The following is a 15,172-nucleotide window of genomic DNA, read 5'->3' on the forward strand; positions in this document are numbered from 1 at the left end:
AAGAAGAGCGGGGTTTTTACAATCGGAACAACCGATCATGCGTATTTCGGTGAATTCATTGGTTTAGACATACCCAGCCACGATCCATTGTTAACGTATTGAAATATTTTCCGGATATTGATTAATAAATCCATGCTCACGCAGTGGTTAATATCGCTAATTCTATTTCAAAGAAATTTTGCGCAAAGAACAAAAAAAGAGCGGCGCGCCTCATATTGGGGCGTGCCGCTCTTTAATCGCGCACACATTCGGGGATTTGGCCTGTCGCTGCGCCGAAAGCGTGCGTTCTGTGCATTTGCTCCGTTAAACGAGCGCGCTCACTGCGCGACAGGGTGTCGCGCCAACGCCCGGAACCGGTGCGCAAGCGTGTGATAGAACGACGGCGATAGCGCCTTGGAGACCTGGCTCGACAACAACGCCACGGCCATGAGCGGCAAGACCATCTCGTGGCCGTCGATCATCTCCATCACGATCACGAACGATGTGATGGGCGACTGCGTGACTGCCGCCAGGTAGCCGACCATGCAAAGCGCGGCAAGACTCGGCAACGGGATCGCCGATGTCACCAGCGACATGACGTTGCCCAGCCCCGCCCCAATAGCCAGAGACGGCGCAAAAATACCGCCCGGAATGCCGGACAGGTACGACGCGATCAGCGCACCGAACTTGAGCACCGCATAGAACGGCGAGAGCGCCTGATGGGTCTCCAGCAGGCCCCGCGCTTCTGCATAACCGCTGCCGAACGTGGTGCCGCCCGAAACGAGGCCGATCAGCGCGATGGCGATGCCGCACAAAAAGGCAAACCACACCGGTTGCCCTTGTTTGATATCAACCAGCCGTGCAGGCATCCAGCGCGGTATGTTGAGCAGCAGCCAGCAGAACGCGCCGCCCGCCACGCCCGAGATGATGCTCGCGGCAATCACCACGGGCACCAGCGCCAGATGAAACTGCCCAATGGCCTGGATGCGCCCGAAATACAGGTAGTTGCCTTGCAAGCCCAGCGCGACCACGCCAGAAAAAATGATGGCGGTAATGAGCGTGCCGCTGTTGCGGGCCACGAAACTGCGCGTGAGTTCTTCAATGGCAAACACGACACCCGCCAGCGGCGTGTTGAACGCCGCCGCAAGCCCGGCCGCTGCGCCTGCAAGGGCAAGCTGTCGCTCGATGTGCTTGCTGCTTCGACGATAGCCCCGCCGCATTGCGTACATGAGCGATGCGCCAATCTGCACCGTGGGGCCCTCGCGGCCGATCGTAAAGCCACAGAGGATGCCCAGGAACGAAACCACGATCTTGCCGAACATGATGCGCAGGGAGAGCAGCGCACTGGACAGCCGCCCGTCCTCCAGCGTCGCAATGACCTGCGGAATGCCGCTGCCCTCGGCACCGCGAAAAAACTGGCGCGTCAGCCAGATGGCAAGCGCCGCGCCAAGCGGTGTAATGACGATCGGCAGCCAGAACGCGTGCGACACCATGCCGCGAAAAAGCTCGAAGCCCAAATCGATGAGCTTGGCGTAGGCGACGGATACCAGACCCACGAGAACGGCACCGAGCCAGAAGATGCCGTAGTTTGCCCAGAGTCTCCTGGCCCGACGCACTGATCGATCTGCGATGTGGAGAGGAGAAAACATGGGGCTGGGGTGTCGGGTCTGGGAAGCGGAGATTATAAGACCCGACATGAGTCGGCCTAGTCTTGCGGCCTAGTCGTGCGGCCTTGATCGCACGCGGCAGTCCAGGCAGCGATGCCGCGTGATAGAGTCGTCCGCCCCTCCCCGGATCGTGTAGCCCTATGTCGACATTCGCGCTTGTTCCCAAGCAAACGGCGTTGTTGGTCATGCACTACCAGACCGACATCATGGCGTTGTTTCCGGCCGTCGCACCCACGTTGCTCTCCAACACCCGCAAGCTGTGCGAAGCCGCGCGGGCCAAGGGTGTGAGCGTCTATTTTGCGAAGTTCCACTTCAGCCCCGGCTATCCGGAAGTCAGCCCGTTGAACAAGAACGGGCAAGGCGTGAAGCAACTGGGGCTGTTCGTTGAAGATCGCATCTCGCCGGAGCTCGGTCGGCAGCCTGATGAGCCGATCATCATCGCGCACCGCGCCAGCGTGTTCTATGGCACCGATCTGCAGGTGCGGTTATCCGCCAAGGGCATCGATACCTTGATCATGGTGGGGGTGGCGTCGACGGGCGTGATGCTGTCGACCATTGCCCACGCGAGCGATGCGGACTACCGGCTGTTCACCGTGAAGGACTGCTGCTACGACCCGGACCCGATCGTGCACGACCATCTTTTTGCGACGGCGTTTGAATCGCGCACGACGGTGCTGTCGCTGGCGGATGCGCTATCGATGCTGGAGTAAATGGCGAGAAGTTGTCGGCGCGCTTCAGACGCTGACGACCTTGTTCTTGCCGGCGCGCTTGGCCTGATACATGCCGCGATCGGCGCGATGGATGGCCGCCATGGGCGGTTCGTCCTTGCCGACTTCGGCCACGCCGGCAGAGAAGGTGATGAACAGGCGGGTGTCGCCCGCTGCAAAGAAGCGCTGCGTGAGCGCCCGCTGCAGGCGGACGATGGTCTGCACACCTTCTTCCAACGGCGTATCCGGCATCAGGATCACGAATTCCTCGCCGCCAAAACGCGCGAGCGTATCTTGCGGGCGCATCGATTCGCGGGCCACCTGGGCCAGGTGCGACAGCGCATCGTCGCCAAAGCTGTGGCCGTGCGTGTCGTTGATCGACTTGAAGTCGTCGATGTCCAGGAACGCAATGGAGAGCACGGTGTTCTGGCGCGCCGCACGGGCAACTTCGCGCTCCAGCGCTTCTTCCAAACCCTTGCGGTTAAGTGCGCCGGTCAGCAGATCGTGGCGCGCCGACGCCGATGCCATGTCGAGCGCTTTGCGCAATTGCGCCACCTCGGCGGCGGCCTCTTCGGCCTTGACCTTCATGGCCGACAGCACGTCGCGATTGCGGGCCGACTCCAGCGACATCCAGCGGGTGGCTGACAGCGCGTCCTGAATGGCCGGCGCGATCTCTGCGATGCTGTTGGCCGATTCGATCTTCTTGGCGCAGGCTTCCATCTGGCGGTGATGCTCGCCGGAGGTTTCAGCAGCAACGGACAGGCGCTCCATGAAGGCAGCCAGCAGCCGCTTCATCTCTTCCTGGGCTTCGATCGACTTCGACTTCAACGAGCTTTGCTTCTGGATCACCTCCATGAGGCGACGCCGCAGGTCATCCAGCCGGCGCAGGCTCACGGGGGCTTCGCTGGCTTTCATCAGGGCGTCGATCTGGCCGCGTAGCCAGTGATCGTCCAATGACAGCTCGCCGATGTTCTCGAACACCAGTTGCAGCAGGCCCAGCAGCGCACGGCGGATCTCGTTCTGGTCTTCGGCCGCAAGCGACAACCGGTGGTTGAACGTCGAGAGCTTGGCGTTCAGATTGGCAAGGTTTTCAAATTCGGAGCGGCAGGCCCGGATCAGCGCCCAGGCGGCGGGGCCGATGCTGGCATCGTCTTCACCAAGCACCGGCAGGCAGCATTCCACCGTGCGCGCGAGTTGTTCGCACAACTCGCGTACCAAGGCCAGCCGTTCGGCGTCCTGGGCGTCTCCGTTTGGCTTGCTGCCGGCGATTTCGTAATAGATCGAGGCGAAGTTGTCTGGCGTGGGCGCCAACCTGCGTGAGGCCAGCAGCTTGAGGGCGTGCCGGGCGGTCTCCGAGGGATTGTTTTCTGTCATTCCGAACTACAGGTTGGCGAGCAGGGTTGGAGCGCGATTCTCCACGGTTCCGGCCCCACCGAAAAGCCGTCCAAAGGGTTGTGTGGGCATCGCGCTGCATGGCTGCAGCTCGCCAAATTTGGTGTCGAGGCAAACATCTGCGCCAAGAGCGTGATCCCGTTTGGCATGACGGGCGCGCACGGCGTTTCATCGCCCCGGCATGTGCCGCCAGCAATGACGTGCTGCGCCGCGCGCCGGTTATCCAAGCGTCTGGATATACCTCAAGAATGAAGGGGATTCGCCTCGCGCTCCGTAGAACCGGATGACGCCCGACACGTCGCCGTACTGCTGCACCAGGCTTTCTGCAGCAGCACGAGCGCGCCGAACCCCTGCCACGTTCTTCAGGAAGCATTCCGCCAGCGTCGGGTCAAAATATCGGCCGCTCTGGTGGGCCACCACATCGAGCGCGTCGTCTTCCGGCATCCCCTGGCGGTAGACGCGTGGCTCAAGCATGGCGTCGAACGCATCGGCAATCGCTACGACCCGCGCGGCAAGCGGAACATCGTCACCCGCGAGGCCGCCCGGATAGCCGCTGCCGTCAAAATGCTCGTGATGATGGCGCGCGACGCTGGCTGCCAACTGCAGGATCGGGTCGGGCGTTCCGGCCAGCAGGTCGGCACCGATATCCGAGTGCCGCTGCATGACCTCTTGCTCTGAGTCGGTCAGGGAGGCGGGCTTGAGCAGCACGTCATCCGGAATGCCCAGCTTGCCGATGTCGTGCACGGGCGCCACAAGGTAGATGCGCCTCTGCTCGGCGTCGTCCAGCTCCAAAAGGTTTGCCAGGTATGCCGCAACAGCAGCGGTCCGGATGAGGTGGCCCAGAGCCGACGGATAGCGCGACCCGCCAGCAAGCGTGAGGCTGGCGAGAATGATGTGGGGGCGGCTTTGTTGTGCCATGGTGTTGACCTTCTTGGTAGCGCGCCTGCCAGCACGCATTGAGGCTCGATGGAGGATTGCACGATAGTCATCGCGGCAGTCGACCGCAACCACCTACGCGGGGCATTTTTGATCTAACCCGCCTGCAACCGCCGCCACAACGTCGTCTTGCTGATGCCCAATGCCGCACAGACGGCGTCGCGATCGCCGTCGTGGGCTGCCAGCGCTGCACGTATCTCTTCGGCTTCCACGCCACGGCTGCGTTCGCGCAGCGTCAATACCGCCGCTTTGCCGGGCGTGGCGTGGGCAAACACTTCCGGTGCAATCAGCCGCAGCACGTCTTGCGTGACGGCGCTGGCGTCTTCGGTGTAAGCCAGCTCCACGGCAATCCGTTCGATCACGCTCTGCAGTTCGCGCACGTTGCCGGCCCAGGCGTAGCGCCGCAGGGGCTCGGCAATGCCGGCCAGCACACGGGCGGCCTCTTCGGTATCGGCAATGCGCAGCAGCAGGCGCGGTTCGCGGCGCGCGGCTTGCACGAGCAGTTCAGCGGCCAGGGGCATCACGTCGTCGGGCCGTTCTCGCAGCGGGGGCAGCGCAATGCTCAGGATGTTGAGCCGGTAGTAAAGGTCGGCGCGGAAGGTGCCGGCTTCTACCGCGTCTGTGAGCGCGCGGTGTGTGGCGGCCACCACGCGGATATCAACGCGTGTGGGCTCGGTGGAACCCAGCCGCACCACTTCGCGCTCCTGCAACACGCGCAGCAGGCGGCTTTGCAGCGGCAGCGGCATCTCGCCGATTTCATCGAGAAACAGCGTGCCGCGGTGCGCGGCTTCAATCAACCCGGTCTTGCCTCCCTTGCGCGCGCCGGTGAAGGCGCCCTCTTCGTAGCCGAACAGTTCGCTTTCCAGCAGTGCCTCGGGAAATGCGCCGCAGTTGATGGCGACAAATGGAAAATCGCGCCGCGCGCTGAGCTGATGCATGCCCTGCGCGACCATCTCCTTGCCCGTGCCGGATTCGCCCAGCACGAGCACGGTGGCGTCGGATTTGGCATAGCGACGCACCAGCGTGCGCACACGCTCCATCGGCATCGATTCGCCCACGAGGTCTTCGAGCCGGTAGCGCGCGCTGAACTGCTGCGGGCGCTGGCGTGAGCGCAATGTACGGTCCAGTCGCTCGACCGCACGGGATTCCTGGAAGGTGAAGACCGTGCCTTCAGAGGCGCCGGCGCCGGTGCTCGTCAGCGGGCCACGGTGGATGACGTAGTTCACGCCCCGCACCGTGCCCAGTGTGTCGCCGTCGGCATCGGGCAGCAAGCCGAACAGGCTGGGCGCAATACTCAGCAGCGGTTGCCCGATTGCCTGCTTGGCCTCGATGCCCAATGCAGTGGCCAGCCGCTGGTTGATGGCCTCCACGCGGCCCTGCGCATCCAGCGCGACCACACCGTCACGCAGATGCTGCAGCAGGTTGTCCAGCCGCTGGCGGCGCAGGGTTTCGCGGCGTGTGGCCTGTACGACTTCCAGCGCGGTATCGAAGGCCGCACGCACGGAGTCACGCGAATACAGGAACACGGCGTTCATGCCCGCCTGCGTTGCCAGGTCCGTCACTAAGCCGGGGCCGACCACCACGCCCACGCCGCGGTCGCGCAGGTCCAGCACGCAGCTCTCTGCGCCCTGGCGCGAGGTGTACGAGGCAAACACCACGTCCATGCCATAGGCGGCGACAAAGCGGCGCACCTCTTCGGGCGTGTCGCCGTGGGTGACGAGCGCTACCGATTCCGCATCCCGCCGTGCGCGCGCCAGCGCGTGCATCACGTCAAAACCCGTCGGGTTGATGACGACCACGGGCAGCGACAGACGCGGCTTCAAGTAGGCGCCGTTGGAACCGCCCGCCACCACCACGTCGGGCCGCTCTGTGCCGGCGGCCTCGATCTCGCGCACGATGTCTTCAAAGCCGCGCGTGATGACGCGCAGTTCGGCGCGGTCGTTGTATTCGGCGGCAATGTCGAGAAAGAGATCGCTCAGGCGGCTGATACCGCAGGCCCAGATGCGGGGGCGGTCGGTCAGGTCGGTTCCAGTGGGGCTCATGGTGCGATGCGGCCGGAAAAACAGGGTTCACACATTATGCGCCGGGCTTTTCCATATTGAAATTGCAAATTTCATTTTTGAAATGGTGTGCGCCCGGGCGTCAACATCACATTCATACAAATCAAGGGGTTACAGCGGCTTGCCTGGGTGGCCCGCTTCCTGCTCTCTTAGGCCGATCTTTCTGGAGCCAGACATGAGCACAACGCAACGACACCCCACCAGCGCCGGCGCCAAATTCCGTGCCGCCGTGGCTGAATCCCAACCGCTGCAAGTGGTGGGCGCCATCACTGCCTACGCTGCCAAGATGGCCGAGCAGACCGGCTTCAAGGCCGTGTACCTGTCGGGCGGCGGCGTGGCTGCCAACTCGCTGGGCATTCCGGATCTGGGCATCAGCACGATGGAAGACGTGCTGATCGACGCGCGCCGCATCACCGACGCCGTGCAGATCCCGCTGATGGTCGATATCGACACAGGCTGGGGCGGCGCCTTCAACATCGCACGCACCATTCGTTCGTTCATCAAGGCCGGTGTGGCCGCCGTGCACCTGGAAGATCAGGTCGGCCAAAAGCGCTGCGGTCATCGCCCAGGCAAGGAAGTCGTTTCCACCGACGAAATGGTCGACCGCGTGAAGGCCGCCGTGGATGCCCGCACCGATGACGATTTCGTCATCATGGCCCGCACTGACGCAGCCGCCTCCGAAGGTATCGACGCGGCCATCGAGCGGGCCGTTGCCTACGTGGAAGCAGGCGCCGACATGATCTTTCCGGAAGCCATGAAGACGCTGGACGACTACCGCCGCTTCAAGGCCGCCGTGAAGGTGCCCATCCTCGCCAACCTGACCGAATTCGGCAGCACGCCGCTCTTTACCACCGACGAACTGCGCAGCGCCAACGTGGATATCGCGCTGTACTGCTGCGGCGCCTACCGTGCAATGAACGCAGCGGCGCTCAACTTCTATCAAACGGTGATGCGCGACGGCACCCAGAAGGCCGCCGTGGAAACCATGCAGTCGCGCGCCGATCTGTACCAATATCTCGGCTACCACGCGTATGAAGACAAGCTCGACGCGCTGTTTGCCGCACAGAAATAACGCTACAAACCCAACGCATCCAAGGAGACCACACCATGAGCGAAGCCGATAACAGCACGCCGAACACCGGCGCCTTCAAGCCGAAGAAGTCCGTGGCCCTGTCGGGCGTGACGGCCGGCAACACCGCCCTGTGTACCGTGGGCCGCACCGGCAATGACCTGCACTACCGCGGGTACGACATCCTCGACCTGGCCGGCGCGTGCGAGTTTGAAGAAGTCGCCCACCTGCTGGTGCACGGCAAGCTGCCGAACAAGGCCGAGCTGGCTGCCTACAAGGCCAAGCTGAAGGCGCTGCGCGGCCTGCCCGCCAATGTGAAGGCCGCCCTGGAATGGGTGCCCGCCTCCGCGCACCCGATGGACGTGATGCGCACCGGCGTGTCGGTGCTGGGCACCGTGCTGCCCGAGAAGGACGACCACAACACCCCCGGCGCACGTGACATTGCCGACCGCCTGATGGCATCGCTCGGCTCGATGCTGCTGTACTGGTACCACTACAGCCACAACGGCAAGCGCATCGAAGTCGAAACGGACGACGACTCCATCGGCGGCCACTTCCTGCACCTGCTGCACGGCGTGGAGCCGCCGAAGTCGTGGGTTGACGCCATGCACGTGTCGCTCAACCTGTATGCCGAGCACGAGTTCAACGCATCGACGTTTACCGGCCGCGTGATTGCCGGCACGGGCTCGGACATCTACTCGGCCATCACCGGCGCGATCGGCGCACTGCGCGGCCCGAAGCACGGTGGCGCCAATGAAGTCGCATTCGAAATCCAGAAGCGCTACGACACCCCGGACGAGGCAGAAGCCGACATCCGCCGCCGCGTGGAAGCCAAGGAAGTCGTGATCGGTTTCGGCCACCCGGTGTACACCGTGTCCGACCCGCGCAACAAGGTCATCAAGGAAGTCGCGCGCAAGCTGTCGAAGGAAGCCAGCAACACCAAGATGTTCGACATTGCCGAGCGCCTGGAAACCGTGATGTGGGACATCAAGAAGATGTTCCCGAACCTGGACTGGTTCAGCGCCGTGTCGTACCACATGATGGGCGTGCCGACCGCGATGTTCACCCCGCTGTTCGTGATCGCGCGTACGTCGGGCTGGGCAGCGCACATCATCGAGCAACGCATCGACAACAAGATCATCCGCCCGAGCGCCAACTACACCGGCCCCGACGACCTGAAGTTCGTACCGATCGGCAAGCGCCCGTAAGAAGGCAAGAAAGGAACGTCAATCACAAACCACAGACGGTTTGGCCGTTGACGTTCCGGCCCTAGATGGCGCCTTGAATTTTTGTTGCAGAGAGGAAAAAGGAAGGGGAACTGTCTGAGCGAAGCGAGTTTTCCCCTTCCCCTCTCTGCGACATAAATTCAAGGAGTCTTTCGCCATCTCGGGCGCGCCTTTCTTTGCTTACTTTCTTTGGCAAGACAAAGAAAGTGAGTCGGCCCCGGCAGGGGACGAAACCGGTGGATGCACAACAGCATCAACCGCAGACCGAACACCAGGCAGGCACAAGCACCATGAACACCACCCACAGAAAGCCCCTCCCCGGCACAAAGCTCGACTACTTCGATGCTCGCGAAGCTGTAGAAGCCATCAAACAAGGCGCCTACGACAAGCTGCCCTACACGTCACGCGTGCTGGCCGAAAACCTGGTCCGCCGCTGCGACCCCGCCACCCTCACCGATTCACTCAAGCAACTCATCGAACGCAAGCGCGATCTGGATTTCCCTTGGTTCCCGGCGCGCGTGGTCTGCCACGACATCCTGGGCCAGACCGCGCTGGTGGATCTGGCCGGCCTGCGCGACGCCATTGCCGACCAGGGCGGCGACCCCGCCAAGGTCAATCCGGTGGTGCCGGTGCAGTTGATCGTCGACCACTCGCTGGCGGTGGAATGCGGCGGCTTCGACCCCGATGCCTTCGCCAAGAACCGCGCCATTGAAGACCGCCGCAACGAAGACCGCTTCCACTTCATCGACTGGACCAAGCTCGCGTTCAAGAACGTCGACGTGATCCCGGCGGGCAACGGCATCATGCACCAGATCAACCTGGAGAAGATGTCGCCGGTCATCCAGGCGCACGACGGCGTGGCCTACCCCGACACCTGCGTCGGCACCGACAGCCATACGCCGCATGTCGACGCACTGGGCGTGATCGCCATCGGCGTGGGCGGCCTGGAAGCCGAAAACGTGATGCTCGGCCGTGCATCATGGATGCGCCTCCCGGACATCGTTGGCGTGGAGCTGACCGGCCAGCGCCAGCCCGGCATCACCGCCACCGACATCGTGCTGGCGCTGACCGAATTCCTGCGCAAGCAGAAAGTGGTGGGCGCCTACCTCGAGTTTTACGGCGAAGGCGCATCCAAGCTCACGCTGGGCGACCGCGCCACCATCTCCAACATGGCCCCCGAGTACGGCGCCACCGCGGCAATGTTCTCGATCGACGACAACACGCTCGACTACCTGCGGCTGACCGGCCGCACCGACGAGCAGGTCAAGCTGGTCGAGACGTATGCCAAGACCGCGGGCCTGTGGTCCGACACGCTCAAGCACGCCGAATACGAACGCGTGCTGCGCTTCGATCTGTCGAGCGTGGTGCGCAACATGGCCGGCCCGTCCAACCCGCACGCGCGCGTGGCGACGACCGACCTGGCCGCCAAGGGCATCGCCGGCAAGTGGGAAGAAACGCCGGGCCAGATGCCCGATGGCGCAGTCATCATCGCGGCCATCACGAGCTGCACGAACACCAGCAACCCGCGCAACGTGATTGCCGCCGCGCTGCTGGCGCGCAACGCCAATCGCCTGGGCTTGACGCGTAAGCCGTGGGTGAAAAGTTCGCTGGCGCCGGGCTCCAAGGCCGTTGAGCTGTATCTGGAAGAAGCCGGCCTCAAGCACGAACTCGAAAAGCTCGGCTTCGGCATCGTCGCGTTTGCCTGCACCACCTGCAACGGCATGAGCGGCGCGCTGGACCCGAAGATCCAGCAAGAGATCATCGACCGCGACCTGTACGCCACGGCTGTGCTGTCGGGCAACCGCAACTTCGACGGCCGCATCCACCCGTATGCCAAGCAAGCGTTCCTCGCATCCCCGCCGCTGGTGGTGGCCTATGCGATTGCGGGCACGGTGCGTTTCGACATCGAGCGTGACAGCTTCGGCACCGATGCCAACGGCAAGCCGATCCTGCTGAAGGACCTGTGGCCGACCGACGAAGAGATCGACGCCATCGTGCGTGCGGCCGTCAAGCCGGAGCAGTTCCGCAAGGTGTACATCCCGATGTTCGAGCAGCGCAGCGCGTCTGTTGCCAACGTGAGCCCGCTGTACGACTGGCGCCCGCAGAGCACCTACATCCGCCGCCCGCCCTATTGGGAAGGTGCGCTGGCTGGTGAACGCACGCTCAAGGGCCTGCGCCCGCTGGCCGTGCTGGGCGACAACATCACGACCGACCACCTCTCGCCGTCCAACGCCATCCTGGCCAGCAGCGCCGCCGGTGAATACCTCGCCAAGATGGGCCTGCCGGAAGAGGACTTCAACTCGTACGCCACTCACCGCGGTGATCACCTGACCGCGCAACGCGCGACCTTCGCCAACCCGACGCTCATCAACGAGATGGCCGTGGTGGATGGCGTGGTGAAGAAGGGTTCGCTGGCGCGCATCGAGCCGGAAGGCAAGGTCACGCGCATGTGGGAAGCCATCGAGACCTACATGGACCGCAAGCAGCCGCTGATCGTGATTGCCGGTGCCGACTACGGCCAGGGCAGCTCGCGTGACTGGGCCGCCAAGGGCGTGCGCCTGGCTGGCGTGGAAGCCATCGTGGCCGAGGGCTTCGAGCGCATCCACCGCACGAACCTGATCGGCATGGGCGTGCTGCCGCTGGAGTTCAAGCCGGGCACCACGCGCCTGACGCTGGGCATTGACGGCACCGAAACGTATGACGTGATCGGCGAACGCAAGCCGCGTGCAGACCTCACGCTCGTCATCCACCGCAAGAACGGCGAACGCGTGGAAGTGCCCGTCACGTGCCGCCTGGACAGCGACGAGGAAGTGTCGATCTACGAAGCAGGCGGCGTGCTGCAGCGTTTCGCACAGGACTTCCTTGAGTCTTCAAAGGAGGCAGCATGAGCCACCCCGCGCAAGTGAAGATTCCCGCCACGTACATGCGTGGCGGCACCAGCAAGGGCGTGTTCTTCCGGTTGCAGGACTTGCCGGCGGCCGCACAGCAGCCCGGCGCGGCGCGTGATGCGCTGCTCATGCGCGTGATCGGCAGCCCCGACCCGTACGGCAAGCAGATCGACGGCATGGGTGGCGCCACGTCGAGCACCAGCAAAACGGTGATCCTCAGCAAAAGCACGCGCCCGGACCATGACGTGGACTACCTGTTTGGCCAGGTCTCCATCGACAAGCCGTTTGTCGACTGGTCGGGCAACTGCGGCAACCTCTCCGCAGCGGTCGGCCCGTTCGCCATCAGCAACGGGTTGGTCGATGCGAGCCGAGTGCCGCAAAACGGCGTCGCCGTCATTCGCATCTGGCAGGCCAACATCGGCAAGACCATCATTGCGCACGTGCCCATCACCAACGGCGCGGTGCAGGAGACGGGCGACTTTGAGCTGGACGGCGTCACCTTCCCGGCGGCGGAAGTGCAGCTCGAATTCCTCGACCCCGCAGCCGAGGAAGACGGCGACGGCGGCGGCGCGATGTTCCCCACCGGCAACCTCGTCGACGACCTGGACGTGCCCGGCGTGGGCACGCTCAAGGCGACGATGATCAACGCGGGCATTCCGACGATCTTCATCAACGCAGAGGCCATCGGCTACACGGGCACCGAGCTGCAGGACGCCATCAACGGCGATGCGAAGGCGCTGGCGATGTTCGAGACCATCCGCGCGTACGGCGCGGTGCGCATGGGGCTGATCAAGAGCATCGATGAAGCCGCCACGCGGCAGCACACCCCGAAGGTGGCGTTTGTCGCACCGCCAAAGGACTACGTGGCGTCGAGCGGCAAGCAGGTCGGCGCGGGCGATGTGGACTTGCTGGTGCGCGCGCTGTCGATGGGCAAGCTGCACCACGCGATGATGGGCACGGCGGCGGTGGCCATCGGCACGGCGGCGGCCATTCCGGGCACGCTGGTCAACCTGGCCGCGGGCGGTGGAGAACGTGGCGCGGTCCGCTTCGGGCATCCGTCGGGCACGCTGCGCGTGGGCGCAGAGGCCAAGCTGGTGGACGGCGAATGGACGGTCACCAAGGCCATCATGAGCCGCAGCGCACGTGTGCTGATGGAAGGCTGGGTGCGCGTGCCGGGCTGAACCCGCGAGCGGCGCACGTTAACAAGACCGCCGCATCCGGCTGATGGCTGGATGCGGCGGTTTCTTTTTTTCTCTCGGAACTCAGCTTGCGCCGGTGTTCTTCATGCCGAGCACCTCGATGGGCGCGATCTCGGGCGGTGAGGCCAGCAGCTCGGCCGCATTCGCCATGAGCGCCTTGGCAATCGGGCCGTCGAGATGTGCCTGGCGATCCTGCTCGCTGGCAAACGCATCGAAGATGCCGAAGACGTTGGGCGCAATGCGCAGTGCAAACCAGATGGGTGTGGTTGCTTCCTGGTTGGCCATTTGCAGACCCGCCGACAGAAAATCGGCGACGGCCTGTTCCTTGCCCGGTTTGGCAGTCAGCCTGGCAAACAATGCGTACTGAATCATTGAAGTCTCCTGATACGCGCGCAGAGGGGGTGGCGCGGTCAGGCCTACTCTATGCCGAAAACCGGCAGGCCGCGTCATACGAACACGCGTGCGAGCCGTTCCGCACACGGCGGTAACGGCTCGATGACGGGCCAGACGCACAGACCGGCCCGCCGTGGCTGCATGCGCTCAGTGGAGCAGCGCGCCGCCGACGGCACCCGTGACGGGCGCAAGCGGCGTGGTCGCCCCGGTGGATGTGAGCGAAGTGCCGACGCTGGTGACCAGCGAGCCAACCGGCGCCGTCGTGCCGCCGCCGGCTGGACCGCCCAATGCGCCCGTCACACTCCCCAGCGGATTGCTGCCGCCCAGTGCGCCGGTAATCGGTGCCAGCGGGTTGGCCGACGTAGCACCACCCGGTGTGGAGGTCACCCCGCCCAACGCGGCCACCGTGTTGCCCGTGGCCGTCACCACGCCACCAAGGCCCGACACGACCGGCGTGTTCGTCGCCGTGAGCGACGTGCCCACATTCGCCACCCCGTCACCCACGGTCTGCAGCAGATTGGTTGCCGGCGCGCCCAGGCCTGTCGTGTTACCCAGCGTCTGCGTGGCCGTCGTCACCTGCGAGGTGAGCGGCACCACCGCGGAACTGACCTGTTGCGTGACCTGCTCCACCGGCCCGGTCGACAGGGCCGTGCCGAGCGTGCCACCCGCGCCGGCCACCGCCTGCCCCACCTGCGAAACCGCACCGCCCACCGGTGACGTCACCGGCGACAGCGGTTGCAGCGGTCCGGTGCCGAGACTGCTCACCAGAGCGCCCGTTGCATCGACGGTGTTCCCGGCCTGTGTCACCACATTGCCGGTGCTCGATACCGTGGTGCCGACCGGGTTCGAGCTGGTGCCGATGCTACCCAGGCCCGATTGCACCCCCGTGCCGAGCGCCGACACCGTATTGCCCACGTTGTCGACCACGTTGCCCAGCGCCGACGCACCCGGCAGATTGCTGCCGCCGACAGTCGACCCCAGGCTGCTGATTGCGTCCCCCGTGGCCGTCACCACCCCGCCGCTCTTGTAGGCGATGTCGCCGGTGGGCGTGGTGGATGCAGTCGTTGTCGTGCCGCCAGAACCGTTGGAACCGGAGCCGCCGCCGTTGCTGGCGGAGCTGCCGTCGCTGCCGGAGGTACCGCTCATGTCGCCCGAGCCGGAGCTGGCGCAACCGCCCAGCACAAGCAGGCCCACCAAGGCCGCCGAAACCAGTGTCCCTCGTTGCAATGTCCTCATGTCTGCCTCCCGTTTTAAAAATGCGCTTGATAATGCGCACTTTTGCCTGATTCGATCTTTATCGGCGCGCTATCCGAATCACCGCATAGCGCTTTCAAATGCAGTCTATTAACCGAGTCGATGGCAATTGCAAACATTGTCAAACGCCGGCGATCCCTGCTCTGAAGCCATTTGCGGGCAGGAAATCGCCGCCAAGCGCAGTGCCACCGTGGCGCAAACGTTCGCTTGGCGGCAAGCGTTTCTGATTATGTTTGGAGGCAATGCTCCAAATTGGCGTTGTTGCATAAATCGAATTTGAAGGCGGAGCTCTCCCTGGTGCCCTTGGGCTCGCCTCGCTCCGGTGTGTCCCTGTGCATCTTCCCGGCAAAAGTCGAGAATCTACGCAGCCAGCCGCATTGTTTACAGCTCTATCTGTCCGCA

Annotated in this window: 11 protein-coding genes; 5 read left to right on the plus strand and 6 right to left on the minus strand. The window is 64.0% G+C overall.

All coding sequences use genetic code 11. The annotated features are described in order from the left end of the window. Nucleotides 1-317: 317 nt before the first annotated feature. Nucleotides 318-1,628, minus strand: a complete 1,311-nt coding sequence (locus ACTJK4_RS24780) for a chloride channel protein (protein WP_260801213.1) — start codon at nucleotides 1,626-1,628, stop codon at nucleotides 318-320. A gap of 158 nt (nucleotides 1,629-1,786) precedes the next feature. On the opposite strand from ACTJK4_RS24780, the gene ACTJK4_RS24785 reads away from it, so the two are divergent. Then, nucleotides 1,787-2,356 carry an isochorismatase family cysteine hydrolase gene (locus ACTJK4_RS24785; protein ID WP_440819184.1) on the plus strand — a complete coding sequence of 190 codons (570 nt, stop codon included), beginning with the start codon at nucleotides 1,787-1,789 and terminating at the stop codon, nucleotides 2,354-2,356. Between the two features lie 24 nt (nucleotides 2,357-2,380). Here the strand turns inward: ACTJK4_RS24785 and ACTJK4_RS24790 are convergent, their stop codons facing one another. The 3 genes from ACTJK4_RS24790 to prpR form a co-directional block, all read right to left on the minus strand. Beyond that, a complete protein-coding gene (locus ACTJK4_RS24790; RefSeq protein ID WP_440819185.1) occupies nucleotides 2,381-3,727 on the minus strand; it encodes a GGDEF domain-containing protein in 1,347 nt (448 codons plus the stop codon). Between the two features lie 237 nt (nucleotides 3,728-3,964). Then, on the minus strand, nucleotides 3,965-4,663 hold the full coding sequence (locus tag ACTJK4_RS24795) for an HD-GYP domain-containing protein (protein ID WP_440819186.1): 699 nt from the start codon (nucleotides 4,661-4,663) through the stop codon (nucleotides 3,965-3,967). Nucleotides 4,664-4,776: 113 nt separating this feature from the next. Next, on the minus strand, nucleotides 4,777-6,723 hold the full coding sequence (prpR, locus tag ACTJK4_RS24800; protein ID WP_343620454.1) for a propionate catabolism operon regulatory protein PrpR: 1,947 nt from the start codon (nucleotides 6,721-6,723) through the stop codon (nucleotides 4,777-4,779). A 193-nt stretch (nucleotides 6,724-6,916) separates the two neighbouring features. Between prpR and prpB the strand changes: the two genes are divergently transcribed. From prpB to prpF, 4 genes are all read left to right on the plus strand, one after another. Then, nucleotides 6,917-7,813, plus strand: a complete 897-nt coding sequence (gene prpB, locus ACTJK4_RS24805; RefSeq protein WP_027679535.1) for a methylisocitrate lyase — start codon at nucleotides 6,917-6,919, stop codon at nucleotides 7,811-7,813. 35 nt (nucleotides 7,814-7,848) lie between these two features. Next, nucleotides 7,849-9,018, plus strand: a complete 1,170-nt coding sequence (gene prpC, locus ACTJK4_RS24810; protein ID WP_433867677.1) for a bifunctional 2-methylcitrate synthase/citrate synthase — start codon at nucleotides 7,849-7,851, stop codon at nucleotides 9,016-9,018. 308 nt (nucleotides 9,019-9,326) lie between these two features. Continuing rightward, a complete protein-coding gene (gene acnD, locus ACTJK4_RS24815; protein ID WP_343620456.1) occupies nucleotides 9,327-11,924 on the plus strand; it encodes a Fe/S-dependent 2-methylisocitrate dehydratase AcnD in 2,598 nt (865 codons plus the stop codon). After that, nucleotides 11,921-13,105 carry a 2-methylaconitate cis-trans isomerase PrpF gene (prpF, locus tag ACTJK4_RS24820; protein WP_440819187.1) on the plus strand — a complete coding sequence of 395 codons (1,185 nt, stop codon included), beginning with the start codon at nucleotides 11,921-11,923 and terminating at the stop codon, nucleotides 13,103-13,105. Before acnD ends, prpF begins: the two co-directional genes overlap by 4 nt. Before the next feature lie 81 nt (nucleotides 13,106-13,186). Here prpF and ACTJK4_RS24825 read toward each other — a convergent pair whose 3' ends face one another. Together ACTJK4_RS24825 and ACTJK4_RS24830 are read right to left on the minus strand one after the other, a co-directional pair. Next, a complete protein-coding gene (locus ACTJK4_RS24825) occupies nucleotides 13,187-13,495 on the minus strand; it encodes a putative quinol monooxygenase (RefSeq protein WP_232038708.1) in 309 nt (102 codons plus the stop codon). Between the two features lie 168 nt (nucleotides 13,496-13,663). After that, nucleotides 13,664-14,752 carry a collagen-like triple helix repeat-containing protein gene (locus ACTJK4_RS24830; RefSeq protein ID WP_440819188.1) on the minus strand — a complete coding sequence of 363 codons (1,089 nt, stop codon included), beginning with the start codon at nucleotides 14,750-14,752 and terminating at the stop codon, nucleotides 13,664-13,666. Nucleotides 14,753-15,172: the final 420 nt, after the last annotated feature.

Origin of the sequence: Ralstonia sp. 22111 (assembly GCF_052045895.1) — a bacterium.
Classification (GTDB): Bacteria; Pseudomonadota; Gammaproteobacteria; order Burkholderiales; family Burkholderiaceae; genus Ralstonia; species Ralstonia wenshanensis.

Bases quoted from the DNA above. Each gene is read 5' to 3' on its own strand.
- ACTJK4_RS24830 (WP_440819188.1), bottom strand. From the start codon at position 14,752: ATGAGGACATTGCAACGAGGGACACTGGTTTCGGCGGCCTTGGTGGGC.
- ACTJK4_RS24795 (WP_440819186.1), bottom strand. From the start codon at position 4,663: ATGGCACAACAAAGCCGCCCCCACATCATTCTCGCCAGCCTCACGCTT.
- ACTJK4_RS24780 (WP_260801213.1), bottom strand. From the start codon at position 1,628: ATGTTTTCTCCTCTCCACATCGCAGATCGATCAGTGCGTCGGGCCAGG.
- prpC (WP_433867677.1), top strand. From the start codon at position 7,849: ATGAGCGAAGCCGATAACAGCACGCCGAACACCGGCGCCTTCAAGCCG.
- acnD (WP_343620456.1), top strand. From the start codon at position 9,327: ATGAACACCACCCACAGAAAGCCCCTCCCCGGCACAAAGCTCGACTAC.
- ACTJK4_RS24785 (WP_440819184.1), top strand. From the start codon at position 1,787: ATGTCGACATTCGCGCTTGTTCCCAAGCAAACGGCGTTGTTGGTCATG.
- prpF (WP_440819187.1), top strand. From the start codon at position 11,921: ATGAGCCACCCCGCGCAAGTGAAGATTCCCGCCACGTACATGCGTGGC.
- prpB (WP_027679535.1), top strand. From the start codon at position 6,917: ATGAGCACAACGCAACGACACCCCACCAGCGCCGGCGCCAAATTCCGT.
- prpR (WP_343620454.1), bottom strand. From the start codon at position 6,723: ATGAGCCCCACTGGAACCGACCTGACCGACCGCCCCCGCATCTGGGCC.
- ACTJK4_RS24790 (WP_440819185.1), bottom strand. From the start codon at position 3,727: ATGACAGAAAACAATCCCTCGGAGACCGCCCGGCACGCCCTCAAGCTG.
- ACTJK4_RS24825 (WP_232038708.1), bottom strand. From the start codon at position 13,495: ATGATTCAGTACGCATTGTTTGCCAGGCTGACTGCCAAACCGGGCAAG.